Annotated in this window: 12 protein-coding genes; 7 read left to right on the forward strand and 5 right to left on the reverse strand. The window is 35.0% G+C overall.

From position 1 onward, the window contains the following. Positions 1–22: 22 nt before the first annotated feature. The 4 genes from CLV33_RS14395 to CLV33_RS14410 all read right to left on the reverse strand — a co-directional run bounded on the left by CLV33_RS14395 (position 23) and on the right by CLV33_RS14410 (position 5,542). On the reverse strand, positions 23–2,593 hold the full coding sequence (locus tag CLV33_RS14395) for a zinc-dependent metalloprotease (protein WP_105474496.1): 2,571 nt from the start codon (positions 2,591–2,593) through the stop codon (positions 23–25). Positions 2,594–2,825: 232 nt separating this feature from the next. Next, entirely contained in the window at positions 2,826–3,860 is a 1,035-nt protein-coding gene (locus CLV33_RS14400) for a ThuA domain-containing protein (RefSeq protein WP_105474497.1), read from the reverse strand. 106 nt (positions 3,861–3,966) lie between these two features. Further along, on the reverse strand, positions 3,967–4,941 hold the full coding sequence (locus CLV33_RS14405) for a Gfo/Idh/MocA family protein (RefSeq protein WP_105474498.1): 975 nt from the start codon (positions 4,939–4,941) through the stop codon (positions 3,967–3,969). 115 nt (positions 4,942–5,056) lie between these two features. Beyond that, positions 5,057–5,542 carry a hypothetical protein gene (locus CLV33_RS14410; protein WP_105474499.1) on the reverse strand — a complete coding sequence of 162 codons (486 nt, stop codon included), beginning with the start codon at positions 5,540–5,542 and terminating at the stop codon, positions 5,057–5,059. A 143-nt stretch (positions 5,543–5,685) separates the two neighbouring features. Between CLV33_RS14410 and CLV33_RS14415 the strand changes: the two genes are divergently transcribed. Then, positions 5,686–8,604: an FAD-binding and (Fe-S)-binding domain-containing protein gene (locus tag CLV33_RS14415; protein ID WP_105474500.1), complete on the forward strand. Its 2,919-nt coding sequence runs from the start codon at positions 5,686–5,688 to the stop codon at positions 8,602–8,604. Positions 8,605–8,722: 118 nt separating this feature from the next. Here CLV33_RS14415 and CLV33_RS14420 read toward each other — a convergent pair whose 3' ends face one another. After that, positions 8,723–9,562: a UDP-2,3-diacylglucosamine diphosphatase gene (locus CLV33_RS14420; protein WP_105474501.1), complete on the reverse strand. Its 840-nt coding sequence runs from the start codon at positions 9,560–9,562 to the stop codon at positions 8,723–8,725. 218 nt (positions 9,563–9,780) lie between these two features. On the opposite strand from CLV33_RS14420, the gene aroC reads away from it, so the two are divergent. From aroC to CLV33_RS14450, 6 genes are all read left to right on the forward strand, one after another. Beyond that, complete coding sequence (gene aroC, locus CLV33_RS14425) at positions 9,781–10,842, forward strand: chorismate synthase (protein ID WP_105474502.1); 1,062 nt, start codon at positions 9,781–9,783, stop codon at positions 10,840–10,842. Between the two features lie 302 nt (positions 10,843–11,144). After that, positions 11,145–11,885 carry a phosphatase PAP2 family protein gene (locus tag CLV33_RS14430; RefSeq protein WP_105474503.1) on the forward strand — a complete coding sequence of 247 codons (741 nt, stop codon included), beginning with the start codon at positions 11,145–11,147 and terminating at the stop codon, positions 11,883–11,885. Positions 11,886–11,980: 95 nt separating this feature from the next. Beyond that, entirely contained in the window at positions 11,981–13,306 is a 1,326-nt protein-coding gene (locus CLV33_RS14435; protein ID WP_105474504.1) for a dicarboxylate/amino acid:cation symporter, read from the forward strand. Positions 13,307–13,491: 185 nt separating this feature from the next. Continuing rightward, entirely contained in the window at positions 13,492–14,529 is a 1,038-nt protein-coding gene (gene gshB / locus CLV33_RS14440) for a glutathione synthase (protein ID WP_105474505.1), read from the forward strand. A gap of 78 nt (positions 14,530–14,607) precedes the next feature. Further along, the gene (locus tag CLV33_RS14445; protein WP_105474506.1) at positions 14,608–15,762 is read left to right on the forward strand and encodes a sulfurtransferase; all 1,155 of its coding nucleotides are present in this window, start codon (positions 14,608–14,610) and stop codon (positions 15,760–15,762) included. Beyond that, positions 15,755–16,582, forward strand: coding sequence for an N-formylglutamate amidohydrolase (locus tag CLV33_RS14450; RefSeq protein WP_105474507.1), 828 nt, complete (start codon positions 15,755–15,757; stop codon positions 16,580–16,582). The genes CLV33_RS14445 and CLV33_RS14450 overlap by 8 nt, the downstream gene beginning before the upstream one ends. Positions 16,583–16,589 lie beyond the last annotated feature (7 nt).

Here is a 16,589-nt window from a genome sequence, read left to right on the forward strand (position 1 = left end):
TAGTTTGTAAAAACGTAAGTTCTTATTTCAGCTCTTTCAATCCATTATCAATTAGAGTTCTTAAATGTTCCTTATGTGCTCTAGAGGCTATATTTCCTGATGGAGCAGCCATTGTTCTAATACGTTTTAAGTTATAAAGAGCCATAGATTTTGCATTGTGCGTGTATTTGGTACTTATTTTACCCGTTAGCATATCCAGTAACATTTCTGTGTATTCTAATTGTAGGTTCTGTCTAAACGAATTAACGCTACCGCTAATATCAGCTTTAAAAATAGCATTGTTTAAATCTGTCATCATAGAGGAAAGCTTATAATCGTTACCATAAAGTTCAGAATCTGTAATTCTTTGTAAGGTGTTGTAATGTAATAGGTGACTAAGCACGCGTTTTTGGTAGTCTAAAACCTGATTATGAATTTTTGGATCTTCTGGAGATCTAAAATTAAAACCTCTACGTTGGCTCGCTAAATAATTGTATAGTTCATTTGGTGCTTCAAAGGCATTTGGTGCAAAAACATATTTGCTTAGAGCGTTCATAGCTTTTTTCTGATCTTCTAAACTCACAGGTGTATAAGGTTGGTTTGCATCAGTTTGTCCAGCCATGGCTCTATCAACATAAACCCCGCCAATAAACCTTGAAATTGTATTTGCAGCACTACCTTTTTGTCCTGTTAAAATAAAGTATACACGTTTTAGCTCTTCATAAGAATCACCTTCTTTTGCGAAATTAGTTTTAATGTCCTTTAAAAGTTGGTCAGATAATTCTATTCTATCAATAGACCATTCTATTTGTTCGTTAGATTGGTCTGATACATTTACTCTAGGGTCTATTGCTTTTCCCGGACTTCGCATGTCATCTGCATCGTTTCCAAAAATGTGTTCTGGTTTTGTAGATTCATTCAACAAGGCTTGTCTTTCGCTTTCAGATTTAAATGGCTTATATCCCAATTGAATAGCCCAAACATCGTAAGGGCCAACGGCAACATCGTCATATTGTCCTTGTTTGCTTCTATCTTTAGTAACATTTAATGCAGCATAATCCATAACTGAGGCAGTTAAACACTTTCCTTCAATAAAACTAGCGTCATTTAATTGCGCCCTAGAGAAAAGTTGACTAGCCTTCATGTTGTGGTTTAAACCTAAAGTATGGCCAACTTCATGCATTATCAAAGCCGTCATAGATTCTTTTTTAATACGCTCCATTTCCAAATCAGATGCCCCAGTGGCTGTAACAACAGCATTAGCAAACATAAGTTCTTGGTGTAATTCGTGCCCAAGGCTACAATACTTAAAATCTTCATTAATAGTCATGCTAGCATTATTGTAGATTTTATCGTAAAGTACTCTATTAGTAAAATGTACATACTCTAACATTATATCAGCTCCTAGTATTTGTCCTGTTCTAGGGTTTACAAAGCTAGGGCCATAACCTCCAAACGGTGGGCGAGGTGATGAGGTCCAACGTAAAACATTATATCTAATATCTCCTGCATCCCAATCGGCATCATCTGGCTGTATTTTTACTACCATTGCATTTTTAAAACCTGCTTTTTCAAACGCCTTGTTCCATTGTAAAACTCCGTTTTTTATAGTTTCTCTCCATTGTATAGGTGTAGTGTTTTCAATCCACCAAGTTATGGGTTCTACGGGTTCAGATAATTCAGCATTAGGATCTTTTTTCTTTAAATGCCATCTATGAATTAAATCTCTGTAGGCTGTAGTTTTTGTACTTGTTTGGTCATCTACTTGTCTTGTAAAATAGCCAACTCTAGGGTCGTCAAACCTAACCTCATAATCATTATCGGGCATTGCTATTAAACTGTGGTTTACTTTTATACTAACATTTCTGCCATCGGTTACAGCATTAGAGCCACGATTTAGCACAGAAGGACTAGAATACACATATTCAGCAGTAATATTAACATTGTCAGGATAGTTTTTAATAGCATTAACTTTGGTTTTGTTTTTATCTAAACTACCTAACGAGAACGATGTTGGTGAACTACCAGGAAATCTTGGAGGTTTTATTTGTCCAAATGTTTCTTTTAAAAATAAATCGCTTGCCTTTATAAGATATAGCCCCTTTTTAGAATCGTGAGCCTCAATTTTTAAACTAGCTATATTTCCGTTAGAAATATTAGCATCTTTAGCTTTTGAAAGCGGGCTGTTAGGATCAAAGTAAAACGACGTATTCTGTTTAATAAATTCAATTTTATTAAAGTGTTTTGTAATTTTTATAACCTGGGTAGGGTTGTAAGCGCCTCTAAATCTACCAGCTTCTAAAACGCCGTCTGCTATTTGCGCAAAGTGGATAAATTCTTTATTTAAATCGCTTTCTGATATAAGCATTTGAAGATCGCCAGTAATAGTATCTTGGTAAATTGTAAAAAGGCCATCCATTTTTTTGCTCGATTTGGTTAAAGCTGCAATGGTCTTTTTTTCTGATGCTTTCTTTACAGGAGCAGCGGTTTCGGTTTTGTCTTTCTTTTTCTTGTCTTTCTTCCTGTTTTGTGCATCGGTATTTAGGGGCATTACGAAAATAGCAACTAAAAGCAATAAAAGAGCTCTTAATCGCCAGATGGAAATTGTCTTCATAAAATTTTTTTAAGATGAATGAATTGTTTTTTGATTTAAAAATTAATGTTGCTAAAGTTAAGTATTAATTAGTTTTTAATTATAAATCAAAATGTTAAATGACGTTAAATTGAATAAAAATAGGTGTAATACTATCTTTTATTAATTTTTTAGAAGCAATAAATGGTTAAAGGGTTTTAATTTGAAAGGAGAAAAATGTTTGTAGATGTGCCCTCATGAAGTGTATATAGCATTACTGCTTAAAACGCCAAGTTCTAGTGCTTATTTTTTCAGTATCAGGAAAATCCTTTGGCAATTTTTGTGTAACTTTCCCAGTGGCTGCCCATTCTGCTCCGCGTTGCAGTGTGGTTATAAAACCTACAGATTCCATTGAATAATCCATGTGTCCTAATGTGGTATGAAATGTTCTGCCTTTTCCGTATTTAACTGTTAAGAGTATAGGTTCATGCCTTTGGGTTCTTTTTTCGCCATATTCTGAACTTGAATAAGCCGTAGCTAAAATTGTCATATTTTTAGCAGGGCCTCTTAAACGTTCGTAAAGTTCGTCTTTACCGTGTAACCATTCTATTGGTAAACCTTTCATAATTGGGTGTTCTGGAGTACGGGTTTTTACAATAAAATTATGCTGAGCGCCGTGTGAGGCACATATACCATCAGAAGTGTCTTTCACTATTTTATTATCATTATTGTAATACACATATGGGCCATTTTCCTTAGTTCTACCACCCCATCCGCCAAGACCAATAATTTCATTATATGCTTCCCAATTACCCCAAGCATTATTAGCAGCATGAACGGTTACAAAGCCACCGCCATTTTTTATATAATTGATAAAATTTGTTTTGGTTTGTTCTGGCCATTCAGAGGATTTCCATCCTAAATTGCTAACTACAACATCGTAATCGCTAAAATTTGGACTAAAATCTGGATCAAATTTAGGGGCATCTAGAAGTATTCTCTCTGTGCCATCTTTTAAAGGAAATATGTTAATGAGTTCTTTAACATCATCGGTTTCTTTTATTGTATTGTGATGCGGCCCAATCCAATTGAATTTTTTTCTAGCAATGTCTACAGTAAATAAGCCTGTTTGTTCTAGATAGTCCTTCATCATAAACGTACTTTTTGGCCAAATACCATGGCTGTTTTCACCATCAATTATTAAAGCCTTTAGTTTTGGTTTAACTTCGGTTTTTTCAGCTAGTTTAGATTTGCAATTTAAAAGCGTGAGGATGCAACAAAAAAAAATGCTTAAGAGGTAAGACTTCATAAAAAATGGCTTGATAATATTTTCGTTAAGATAAATAAAACTTACGAAACTGAATAAATGAAATGCAAGCAGCAAAGTATAATAAACGAAACTTTTAAGTGTATTGTTAAATGTTGCCTAAAATTTTATCCATAACCCAACTGGTGTGTAACGCTGTTTTTCCAGTTGAGGGGTGTTTAAAATTTTGTAATAACAATTCGTCTCGCATACCTTTTACATGATACAACTGTACGTGTTTAGGGTGGTCTATAACAAGTTGTTCTTCTGCCTGTGGTGTTTTTAAATAAATGGGATTTTCGTTAAAAACTGAGAATTTAATATGGCCTTTGCTTCCAATTATCTTAACACCGTCTATATGTGCATTGCTTCCAAAATGCCAACTTGCAGAACCTGTAATATTGTTTTTATGTATCCAAGATGCAGTTATGGCATCATGTGCATCATAAAGGTGCTGTTGGTTGGTGCAAAACCCATTGGCATCTTTAAATTCGCCTAATAAAAACGCAAACAAGTCTAATCCGTGGCTTGCCAAATCATCAAAATAACCACCCGGTGCAACTTTAGCATCGGTACGCCAGTTATAAGTTTTATTTAAATCTAGAGTATTTGGAGGTTTACAGAACGTCCAATTAATATGGCGAATTTCTCCAATTTCATGGTTTTCTAACCAAGACTTTACTTTTAAAAAACGAGGCAACGACCGCCTGTAATAAGCAACAAACAATGGTATATTTCTTTTTTCGAAAGCTAGTTGAATAGCCAAACTATCTTTATAGCTTGGTGTTAAGGGTTTTTCTATACAACATGGTTTGCCTGCTTCGGCTACTTTTAGAGCATATGCTTTATGACTATCAGGGGGAGTGGCTATATAAACAGCGTCAACATTTTTATCATTTATTAAGGATTCTGCATCGTTGTAATAGGTATCTATATTATGTCGTTTGGCATAATCTTCAGCTTTTTCTAAATTTCGTCGCATTACTGCGGTAACTTCAAAGCCTTCGGTTAACTGGTATGCGGGGCCACTTTTAACTTCTGTTACACTGCCACAGCCAATAAATCCCCATTTTATTATCTTCATATTGTTCTTGTTAATAGCAAAGTATCAAATATAACTTACTTCGTATTTTTTAAAAAATATTAGGCATAAAAAAACCACCTAACTAGGTGGTTTTATAGACATATCTTTTGTTTTATTAAAAGCGATAGCGAATACTTAATGCTATATCAAAATCCAAATCGTCTCTGTAATCTCCAAAACCGAATTCTGGTCTTGCATCAATGGCGAGTTGAAGAGGGATATCAAAGTTGTATTCAATACCAATATCTCCTGCGGCAAAAATAAAGGTTTCGCTGTCATCTCCAGATGGAAAAGGTCTATCAAAGCTGTAAGACCCAAGACCACCACCAACACCAGCGTACCAGTTAAAATTTCCATCTAGTAGCCACACCCATTGGTATAGACCTGCTAGTTTAAAACCGTCGTAACCATTGCCACTTCTTAAACCCAAATCTAGTTCTAATCTATTATTATCCCCTAATGCACGTTGATAAGAAATCTCAGCACCAAAGCCGTCACTATCGCCTAAACGAAGCCCTATAGCGTTATCTGAAATTTGTTGAGCGTTTGATGTGATGGTAAATCCTACTAAAGCTACTGCCAATACAAATAATTTTTTCATAAGTTTTTAGTTTTAATTTGATTAATGAATATACGATCTTATTATTAAAAAAAGATCGTGTTTGTTATTCTGTACAACTTTACAAAAATAACGCCAAAAATGTATTTATATTTATCGCTTTAAAGCAATTCGTAACTTAATCCATGCAAAATCAATTAAAAACCTTACAATCAAAGTTATCAGGTGAATTATTTTTTGATGATTTAGTAAAATCTATTTATGCCACAGATGCCTCCGTATATCGCATGTTGCCCTTGGCGGTAGCCTACCCTAAAACTACCAATGATATTAAGGTGTTGATTGAATTTGCAAAAGCCCACAAAACATCCTTAATTCCTAGAACTGCTGGAACTTCCTTAGCGGGACAATGTGTTGGAAAAGGCATTGTGGTTGATGTTTCTAAATACTTCACAAAAATTATAGCTATTGATGAAAAGGCCAAAACCGTAACGGTACAACCGGGTGTTGTTCGAGATGCATTAAATAACTACTTAAAACCGTACGGGTTGTTCTTTGGTCCAAATACGTCAACGTCAAACCGGTGTATGATTGGTGGCATGGTCGGTAATAATTCTTCAGGCACAACGTCTATAAAATATGGCGTTACCCGCGACAAGATTGTAGCACTACAAACCATTTTAAGCGATGGGAGCGAAGTTGTTTTTGAAGCGTTAACAGCTAGTGAGTTTGAAGAAAAATTAAATTTAAGCACTTTAGAAGGTAAAATTTATAATACCATTTACAAGGAGTTAAACGATAAAAGCGTTCAAAATGCAATAAGAGAAAAGTTTCCAAAACCCGAAATACACAGAAGGAATACAGGTTATGCCATAGATGAATTGATAAAAGCCGATGTGTTTTCAGCTTCATCTGAAAAATTTAACATGTGCAAGTTATTGTCTGGGAGCGAAGGTACTTTGGCGTTTACAACACAAATCACACTGCAGCTTGATGATTTACCGCCAGAACATAGGGTAATGGTAGCTGCACATTTTGATAGTATTGAAAAATGCTTACAAGCTGTAGTTCCAGCAATGCAACATAATTTGTTTACTTGCGAAATGATGGATAAAACCATTTTAGATTGCACAAAACGAAACAAAACCCAGCAAGAAAATAGGCAGTTTTTAGTAGAGGATCCTGAAGCTATTTTAATGTGTGAAGTTAGATCTAAAACCCTACAGGATGCTAAAGCACAATCGCAATTGCTAATAGAAACTCTAGAAAATTCTGGATTAAGTTATGCAAACCCTATATTGGCAGGCAATGATATAGATAAAGCAAATAATTTACGAAGCGCAGGACTTGGGCTTTTAGGTAATATTATTGGTGATGAAAAATCTGCTGCTTGTATTGAAGATACTGCCGTATCGTTAACAGATTTGGAGAATTACATCTCGGAGTTTACCGCCTTAATGAAAGGTTACAACCAAAAAGCCATTTATTATGCACATGCCGGGGCAGGAGAATTGCATTTACGCCCTATTTTAAATTTAAAGAAAAAAGAAGGCGTAGCCCTTTTTAGAAAAATAACGACCGATGTTGCGCATTTAGTAAAAAAATACAACGGATCGTTTAGTGGGGAACATGGCGATGGTATAGTGCGCGCGGAGTTTATTCCTTTAATGATAGGTGAAAATAATTATGGCATATTAAAACGCATAAAACAGGTTTTTGATCCTAATACTATTTTTAACCCTGGCAAAATTGTGGATGCATTTCCAATGGACGCGTCCTTACGTTATGAAGCCGATAGGGAAGAACCACAAATAGCAACGATGCTGGATTTTTCTAAATCCCAAGGAATTTTACGAGAAGCTGAAAAGTGTAATGGATCTGGCGACTGTAGAAAATTTCCAGAATTTGGTGGCACCATGTGCCCAAGTTATAGGGCTACCCGAAACGAAAAAGATACCACGAGAGCTAGAGCCAACGCACTACGTGAGTTTTTAACCAATAGTGAGAAATCTAATAAATTTAACCACAAAGCACTCAAAGAGGTTTTCGATTTATGTTTAAGCTGTAAAGCCTGTTCTAGCGAGTGCCCAAGTAGTGTAGATGTGGCAAGTTTAAAAGCAGAGTTTCTATACCAATATCAAAAAGCAAATGGTGTTTCATTTAGAACTAAATTATTTGCTTACAACAACACATTTAATAATGTTGGCAGTAAATTTCCAAAACTCACAAACTTTGTGTTTTCCAACAGAATTACAGCATCAATTTTAAAGACATCTTTTGGAATAGCTAAAGAACGCAGTTTGCCAAAACTATCAAATAAAAGTTTAAATAATATTATTAAAAGTATTGGTTCAGAGGGTGTTAAAAATTTAAAAATAAAAACTGTCTACTTGTTTAATGATGAGTTTACTAACCATTTGGATACCTCAATTGGTGTTGATGCTTTAAAACTACTAAAAGCCTTAAACTATGATGTTGTGGTACTAAACCATTCAGAATCTGGACGTGCATTTTTATCTAAAGGGTTGTTGGAACAAGCAAAGACATTAGCGAACAAAAATGTTGATGTCTTTAAAACTAAAATTTCAGAAAGCACACCATTAATTGGCATTGAGCCATCGGCCATTTTAACGTTTAAGGATGAATATTTAAAACTAGCCGACGATAAAGCTTCGGCAGAACAAATAGCAGCATATACTTTTCTAATTGAAGAATTTCTTCAAAACGAAATTGAACTAGGCCATATAAAGCCGGAACAATTTACCTTAGAAGCAAAAGAGGTTAAATTTCACGGGCATTGCCATCAAAAAGCAATGCGTAACCAGCTCTCTAGTTTTTCAATTTTAAATTTGCCTAAAAATTATAAAGTTACCATTATCCCTAGTGGCTGTTGTGGTATGGCAGGTAGTTTTGGATACGAAAAAGAACATTACAATGTGAGTATGCAAGTTGGTGAACAAACCTTGTTTCCAGCTGTTAGAAAAGCTAAGAAAGAGACCATTATTGCTGCCAATGGCACAAGTTGTAGGCATCAAATAAAAGACGGTACAGGACGAGTAGCGAAACATCCAGTAACTATTTTAAGGGAAGCGCTTGTTCAGTAGGCTGTTGGCAGAAACAGTATGCAATAATTGGGTATAACTGTGATTTTTCAGTGTGTTTTGTGAGTCTTTTTCTGAGAATCCCTGTTTTTCCAACTGATTATCAGTATCATAGCAAACCCTATTTCTGTTTCTTATCCACAATAGTTATTGCTGCAATTAAGTCTTTAAGTTCCATTTCTTTTATCTGTTCATCAGCAAAGAAGGGTGATAATTTGTCATTATTGTAATTATAGATTTTCCAACGTTTAAACTGATATTCCAAGGCGGTAAAATTTTCTATCCAGTCTCCAGAATTCAAATACATGGTTTTACCATTTTTATTTTCTCTAAATTCCATTTTTGGTTGGTGAATGTGTCCACAAACCACATAATCATAACCATTCTCAATAGCTAAATCTGTAATTACTTTTTCGTAATCATCAATAAATTTTACAGCTCCTTTTACGCTATCCTTTATTTTTTTTGAGAGCGAATAACGTTCTCTCCCTAGTTTTTCTAAAAACCAATTGGTAAATCGGTTTAGTAAAATTAGTAAATCGTAACCGTAACCACCTAATTTGGCTATCCATTTTGCATTTTGCACAGAAATATCAAAAACGTCACCGTGAAAAAACCATGCCTTTTTGCCATCTAAATTTAAAACCAACTTATCTACTATAGAAATATTACCAATGCTGGTATCGCTAAACTTTCGTAACATTTCGTCGTGGTTGCCAGTAATATAAATAACTTCAACGCCGTTAGCCGCAAAATCCATTATCTTTTTAATAACTTTTAAATGCGATTTAGGAAAATACCGTTTACTAAATTGCCAAATATCTATAATATCGCCGTTTAGTATTAACTTCCTGGGGTTTATGCTATTTAAGTATGTTAGCAATTGTATAGCATTACAGCCATAAGTGCCCAAGTGTACATCAGAGATTACGGCAATTTCAACTTTGCGCTTTGTTTTCAAAATAATATAAGTAGTTTGTAAGTTCGCATGTTTTTGGCACTACAAATAACCACTATTACTATTAAGTAATTATTAATGTTTAATTAATTAATTATGAGCATATTGTTATGTTAATGTTATGAAATAATACAGGTAACAAATAATTTTAACTTTAATTTGATTTTATAGAAATTAGCGTATTTAAAGGCTAAAGTTTATTTTAGCAAAAAATTAAAAAAATGGCTGGAAATTCCTTTGGTAGACTATTTAATCTTACCACTTATGGAGAATCGCACGGACCTGCTCTGGGTGGCGTAATAGATGGTTGTCCATCTGGTATTACTTTAGATTTAGATGAAATTCAAAACGAACTTAATCGAAGAAAACCAGGGCAATCTTCCATTGTAACACAACGTAAAGAACCAGATACCGTAACGTTTTATTCTGGGATTTTTGAAGGTGTAACTACCGGAACTTCCATAGGATTTGTTATAGAAAACACCAATCAAAAGTCTCACGACTATTCGCATATTAAAGACACCTACCGCCCAAGTCATGCCGATTATACATACGACAAAAAATATGGCGTAAGAGATTATCGTGGTGGTGGTCGTAGTTCTGCGCGCGAAACCGCGTGTAGGGTAGTGGCAGGCGCTGTTGCAAAACAAATGCTAAAGGGTATTGAGATAAAAGCATACGTGTCTAGCGTTGGTACAATAAAGCTAAATAAACCGCATACAGAATTAGACCTAACACAAATAGAAGCTAACATAGTTCGTTGCCCAGACCAAGATATGGCCACTAAAATGGAGCAATATATTAAAGAAGTACGCAGCAAAGGCGATACTGTTGGCGGTGTAGTAAGTTGTGTTATTAAAAATGTACCGGTTGGTTTAGGAGAACCAGTTTTCGATAAATTACACGCCGAATTAGGGAAAGCCATGTTATCAATAAACGCTGTAAAAGGTTTTGAATATGGTAGCGGTTTTCATGGCAGTACCATGTACGGTAGCGACCATAACGACGCTTTTAATACCGATGGTTCAACCAAAACCAACTATTCTGGAGGCATACAAGGCGGAATTAGCAATGGTATGGATATTTATTTTAATGTGGCATTTAAGCCCGTTGCAACCCTTATCCAGAAATACGAAACTATCGATAAAAAAGGTGATATTGTAGAAATGCAAGGTAAGGGGCGTCACGACCCATGTGTTGTTCCAAGGGCGGTACCTATTGTAGAAGCTATGGCAGCGTTGGTAATTGCAGATTTTTACCTTATTAATAAATTGTATTCTTAGTTTTTAAGGAGCTATTTCCCGCTTTCTGCTATATCTTTTTTGTGCTAATTATATTTAAGTATGTCCTATGGTATAATGCCTAAGATGGAGTTTTGGGTAATACTAAGTTGTAGATTCTACACAAAAAAGGATGCCGCTTCAATCGGGGCTAAACTATCAGCTAACTTTTAGTAAGTTCCGTAGTTACAAAACTCCTTTAAAAACAAAAGTCCACTTTGTAACTATTAAGATTTATAGTATTTCAGCACATTAGTTTTAAAAATTGAACTTATTTTTAAAACTTAAAGTTCTATCGGGCAGTTATGATTAAACTTCTTATAATCTTTATAAAAAAGCTAAAAGTATTTTTAAGCAAAAAACTTAGCCATTACAATGTTACTTTACCATATGCAATAGCCTTGGTTTTAGCGTTATTAATAGGTGTTTTTGGAATAAACATTTTTGTAGAATTAACAGAGGTATTGTCTACAGAAACCTTGTCAAACTACGATACAAAAATTACTAGTGCAGTACTGTCGCACCGTTCTACATCTCTAACTAAATATTTTACTTTTATAACCCATGTAGGCGATGTGTATGGCTATTTGGTAGTGCTTATATTAAGTGCTATAATCTCCCTAGTTGTTTTTAAGCGATGGAAATACATGGTGCAAATTACCCTGGTTTTGTTTCTTTCTGCGCTTTCCAACGTAGTTTTAAAACGTGTTATTAATAGAGCCAGACCAGATTTAGAGCATTTAGTAGCTGTAGAAACATTAAGTTATCCTAGTGGTCATGCAATGTCGGCTATGGCTTTTTACGGTTTTTTAATTTATTTGTTTTACAGGTTTAAAATGAACAGATATATAAAAATTGGTACTATACTAGTATTAGCCTTTTTAATATTAAGCATAGGTGTAAGTCGTATTTATTTGGGTGTTCATTACCCTTCAGATATTTTAGGTGGATTTATAGCTGGCGCCATTTGGGTTGTTTTCTGTATTGTGCTTTTTAATCTCATTGAGGTTTTTAGAAGCGACCCAAAAACACCAAACAATATTTAGCTTGTATTTTTTACAAACTTTCAAAATGTGTATCTTGTCCGCATAATACTAAAGAAACAACTCTTTTTTTTTTTTTGAGAAGTTACAAAAGGCTTATGAAGAAATTAGCATTGCATTGGAAGATTATAATAGGAATGGTTCTTGGAATCATTTTTGGTTTTATTATGAATAGTATAAATGGCGGAAAAGGTTTTGTAACAGACTGGATTGCGCCATTTGGTACCATATTCATTAATCTTCTAAAACTTATTGCTGTACCTTTAATTTTAGCATCTTTAATTAAAGGAATTTCAGACTTAAAAGACATATCAAAAATAAAATCGATGGGTCTGCGAACCATAGGTATTTACATAGGTACAACCTTAGTAGCTATTGTTATTGGGTTAAGCATTGTAAATTTTATAAAACCAGGTGAAGGTATGCCGCAAGATACCATTGAAAAAATTAAGGAAAAGTATGAAAACGATGCAGGTGTAACTGATAAATTAACAAAAGCAGCAGCCCAAAAGGATGCTGGCCCACTACAAGCTTTAGTTGATATTTTTCCAAGTAATATATTTAAAGCATTTGCAGAAGCATCTATGTTACAAGTAATATTTTTTGCACTCTTTGTTGGCATTTGTTTGTTGTTAATAGGGGAAAAAAGTGCAGAACCCCTTGTAAAGTTCTTTGATTCGTTGAACGAAGTCGTAATGAAAATGGTAGATTTAATTATGCTTTTTGCACCATACGCTGTTTTTGCGTTATTGGCTAACGTAATTATTGCTTTTGATGATACGGAAATACTAATTAAATTACTTTTTTATGCCTTTTGTGTTGTAGGTGGTTTAATGCTTATGATTGGTTTTTATTTAAGCCTAGTATGGTTTTATACAAAAAAATCGCCGCTTTGGTTTTTAAAGGAAATAAGTCCTGCGCAACTGTTGGCGTTTTCAACAAGTAGTAGTGCTGCAACATTACCGGTAACCATGGAGCGCGTTGAAGAGCATTTGGGTGTAGATAAAGAAGTATCTGGGTTTGTACTGCCAGTAGGTGCTACGGTTAATATGGATGGAACTAGTTTGTACCAAGGTATTGCTGCGGTATTTATTATGCAAGTTATTTGGCCAGAAGGTTTAACGTTTACCAATCAGTTAGTAATTGTTGCCACGGCACTATTAGCCTCTATTGGTAGTGCGGCTGTACCTAGTGCCGGTATGGTTATGTTGGTTATAGTTTTAGAATCTATTGGGTTTCCTGCAGAATTATTACCTATTGGTCTTGCATTAATTTTTGCGGTAGATAGACCTTTAGATATGTGCAGAACCGTTGTAAACGTAACTGGTGATGCTACTGTATCTATGTTAGTTGCTAAGTCTTTAGATAAACTCCACGACCCAAAACCCAAAGAATGGGATGATAATTATGATGCTGTTAAATAGCACTTGCCTTGGCAGCTAATTGCGTTAGGGATTGTAGTGGAAAGCCCACAGCGAGGAACGAGCGAGGACTTGTAGCGTAAAGCCCGACGCCGAGGATAGGAGGCGTAACGCCAAAAAAGAACCTGTAATAGATTTTGGGGTGTACTTAAAATCGTTTAAATTTATAACAACCGAAAAACTACAATATGAATATTTGTTTCATAATGTATCCTTGGGAAGAGATTGACCCAGATAACGATACAACTTTAGCCCTAATAAAAGAATGTGTAAAACGTAAGCATGGTGTTGCCATGTGTGTGCCAGCTGCTTTAACAATTCGCAATAGTGTAACTACTGCTAATTGTTCAGTTATAAACCGCATGGACAAAACACCATCGTCTTTAAAATCGTTTTACAATAAAGTTAAGATAAGGGAGGAAATGTTGCCCCTTGCAGGGTTTGATGTTATTTTTTTTAGGGCAAATCCGCCATTAGATCCCATTATGCTTAATTTTTTAGATTCTGTAAAGGATGATGTGTTTATTATGAATTCTCTAGAAGGTATGCGGGAAGCCAATAACAAGCTGTATACGGCAGCTTTTGGAGACGCGCATAGCAATATTATTCCTGCTACACATGTATCGAAAAGTAAGCGTTATTTAATTAAGCAGATTAAGGAATCTAAAGCTGATAAAATGATTTTAAAACCATTAAATGGTTTTGGAGGGTCTGGTGTTATACTTATCGAGAAATCGGCTATGAGCAATATTAATTCATTGCTGGATTTTTATATAACAAACAGTGATGGCACCTCTAGTTATGTAATTTTACAAGATTATATTGAAGGGGCAGACCAAGGCGATGTGCGTATTTTAATTTTAAATGGCGAACCTGTTGGCGCTATGAAACGTGTGCCGGGGAACGATGATCACCGTTCTAATGTTTCGGCAGGAGGCAGTGTGCAAAAGCATACGCTTACCAAAGAAGAAAAAGCATTATGCAAGCAAATAGGCCCTAAGTTGGTGAATGACGGTCTTTATTTTGTAGGTATTGATGTAATTGGGGGGAAATTGGTTGAGGTAAACGTGATGTCTCCAGGAGGTATTACCTATATTAACAAAGTATATAAATTAAAGACAAAAATAGAAGAAAAGGTTATTGATTTTTTAGAAATGAAAGTAGTTGATAAGCTACAAGCTTTTGATAGGCGCACTAGGTTGCGAAAAGCTGTAGAAGACGCTTAATAGTTTTAATTACAGCAGTAATTTTTTAGTAAAAACAATTCTATTTTAAAACAAAGTATTTTGCGTTTTTAGATAATAATGAACATTATATTAACATCACCTTTGGTTTCGGTAAACTGGCTTCACGAAAAACTGGGAGCCAACAACCTTGTTGTGCTAGATGGCACAATAGCAAAAACTTTTAATGCACTTTCGCAACAAATACCAACAGCACGATTTTTTGATATTAAGCAAAAATTTAGCGATACATCCAATGCTTTTCCTAGCGCGTTTCCTTCGGAGCACCAGTTTCAAACAGAAGCGCAAAACCTGGGTATTAACCAAGATAGTGCTATAGTGGTTTATGATGATAAAGGCATATATTCTAGTGCGCGTGTATGGTGGCTATTTAAAGCCTTTGGGTTTAGTAACATCGCTGTATTAGATGGTGGATTTCCTGAGTGGAAAAAGGCTGGTTTCCCAATTGAAAATGCAGCACCTTATAATGGCAATAAAGGTAGCTTTAAGGCATCGCTTCAGCCAAATTACATGAAGTTTTTCGATGATATTAAAACAGCCTCAGAACATAAAACCCATAAAATAATTGATGCACGTTCTTCCGATAGATTTAATTGTAAAGTACCAGAACCAAGAGAGGGTTTACGCCGAGGTACTATTCCAAATTCGGTAAACTTGCCCTTTACTAATTTGTTAGAGCATGGTAGATTTAAGTCTAAAAAAGAAATAGCAAAAGCGTTTTATATGTTGGCAGAACCAGACGAGGCTATAATTTTTTCATGTGGCTCTGGTATTACTGCATGTGTTTTAGCTTTGGGCGCAGAACTATCGGGCTATAAAAACATTTCGGTGTACGATGGGTCTTGGACAGAATATGGTACTTTAACCTCTGGTAATATGGAACAACCCAAAACATGGACAAAAGACGAGCTATTGGCATATATTTTAATTTACGTGTCGCATTCAGATTTAAATGAATCACGAAAAGAAACGGCATATATTTTAAGTCGTGTAGATAAAAATGTTTACCAACGTGTTTATGAGCAGTTTGAAAAAGATAACGATTACCAAAGCATTCAAAACATTATAGAGGCTGTAAACACGCACGACTATTACAGGAATGATTTAGCAGATTTATTTGCCGATATTAAATTATTGGCTTTCGCCGACGGTGGTTATAATGAGATGGAAAAGGCTGTATATTCAAATTTAAAAAAGATTTTGAAGGATGCATAAGCTTTCTGTTTCTGAAATAATCTCTAAAATAAAAGTACTGGAAACTTTTGAAGCCGTAGCAGCCGATTATTCATTCACAATAAAAATTGACGCATATGTACCTTATGCCTGTGCTGCAATACACAACGGCCATCAATTCAGAAAGGAATTATGGGATAACTGCATGCACACCGAGTATGAGCGTTGGTACGAAGAGGATCCTGAAACGAAAACCATGGTACAGTCGCATCCCATTGTTATTGCTGGGTGCGATTCTCGTTTTGAGTACGATTTAAATCGCGCACCAGAGGATGCTGTGTTTGTAACCGCTTGGGGAAAGCAATTGTGGCATCAACCACTTTCTAAAGCTATGAAAGCCAAAAGCTTAGAAAAACATGCTAACTTTTACAAGGTAACACATGCATTAATTGAAACTCTTGAGCAAAAATTTGGATTTTGCACCGTTTACGATATGCACAGTTACAATTGGAAACGATGGGATAGAGAAGTGCCAACTTGGAATTTAGGTACAAGTAACGTAGATAATAAACGGTTTGGAAATGTTATTGAAGAATGGCGACAGGACTTGTCTGAAATTAAGTTTCCTTATGGCATAAAATCTACTTCTAAAATTAATGATACGTTTCAAGGTAATGGATATTTCTTAAAATATATAACAAAGAATTTTAAAAATACCTTAGTTTTGGCAACCGAAATAGCAAAAGTGTATTGTGATGAATACGAGTATGTTATGTTTCCAGAGGTAATAAAAACCGTAGAACAAGAATTAAAGCTTCGTATTCCAAAACATGCATTAAGCGTATACAACAGGTTTAAATGATAATTTT

Origin of the sequence: Jejuia pallidilutea (assembly GCF_002973595.1) — a bacterium.
GTDB lineage: Bacteria > Bacteroidota > Bacteroidia > Flavobacteriales > Flavobacteriaceae > Jejuia > Jejuia pallidilutea.

Excerpts from the sequence above, each read along its gene's own strand:
- CLV33_RS14395 (WP_105474496.1), bottom strand. The coding sequence starts at position 2,593 with ATGAAGACAATTTCCATCTGGCGATTAAGAGCTCTTTTATTGCTTTTA.
- CLV33_RS14400 (WP_105474497.1), bottom strand. The coding sequence starts at position 3,860 with ATGAAGTCTTACCTCTTAAGCATTTTTTTTTGTTGCATCCTCACGCTT.
- CLV33_RS14405 (WP_105474498.1), bottom strand. The coding sequence starts at position 4,941 with ATGAAGATAATAAAATGGGGATTTATTGGCTGTGGCAGTGTAACAGAA.
- CLV33_RS14410 (WP_105474499.1), bottom strand. The coding sequence starts at position 5,542 with ATGAAAAAATTATTTGTATTGGCAGTAGCTTTAGTAGGATTTACCATC.
- CLV33_RS14415 (WP_105474500.1), top strand. The coding sequence starts at position 5,686 with ATGCAAAATCAATTAAAAACCTTACAATCAAAGTTATCAGGTGAATTA.
- aroC (WP_105474502.1), top strand. The coding sequence starts at position 9,781 with ATGGCTGGAAATTCCTTTGGTAGACTATTTAATCTTACCACTTATGGA.
- CLV33_RS14430 (WP_105474503.1), top strand. The coding sequence starts at position 11,145 with ATGATTAAACTTCTTATAATCTTTATAAAAAAGCTAAAAGTATTTTTA.
- CLV33_RS14435 (WP_105474504.1), top strand. The coding sequence starts at position 11,981 with ATGAAGAAATTAGCATTGCATTGGAAGATTATAATAGGAATGGTTCTT.
- gshB (WP_105474505.1), top strand. The coding sequence starts at position 13,492 with ATGAATATTTGTTTCATAATGTATCCTTGGGAAGAGATTGACCCAGAT.
- CLV33_RS14445 (WP_105474506.1), top strand. The coding sequence starts at position 14,608 with ATGAACATTATATTAACATCACCTTTGGTTTCGGTAAACTGGCTTCAC.
- CLV33_RS14450 (WP_105474507.1), top strand. The coding sequence starts at position 15,755 with ATGCATAAGCTTTCTGTTTCTGAAATAATCTCTAAAATAAAAGTACTG.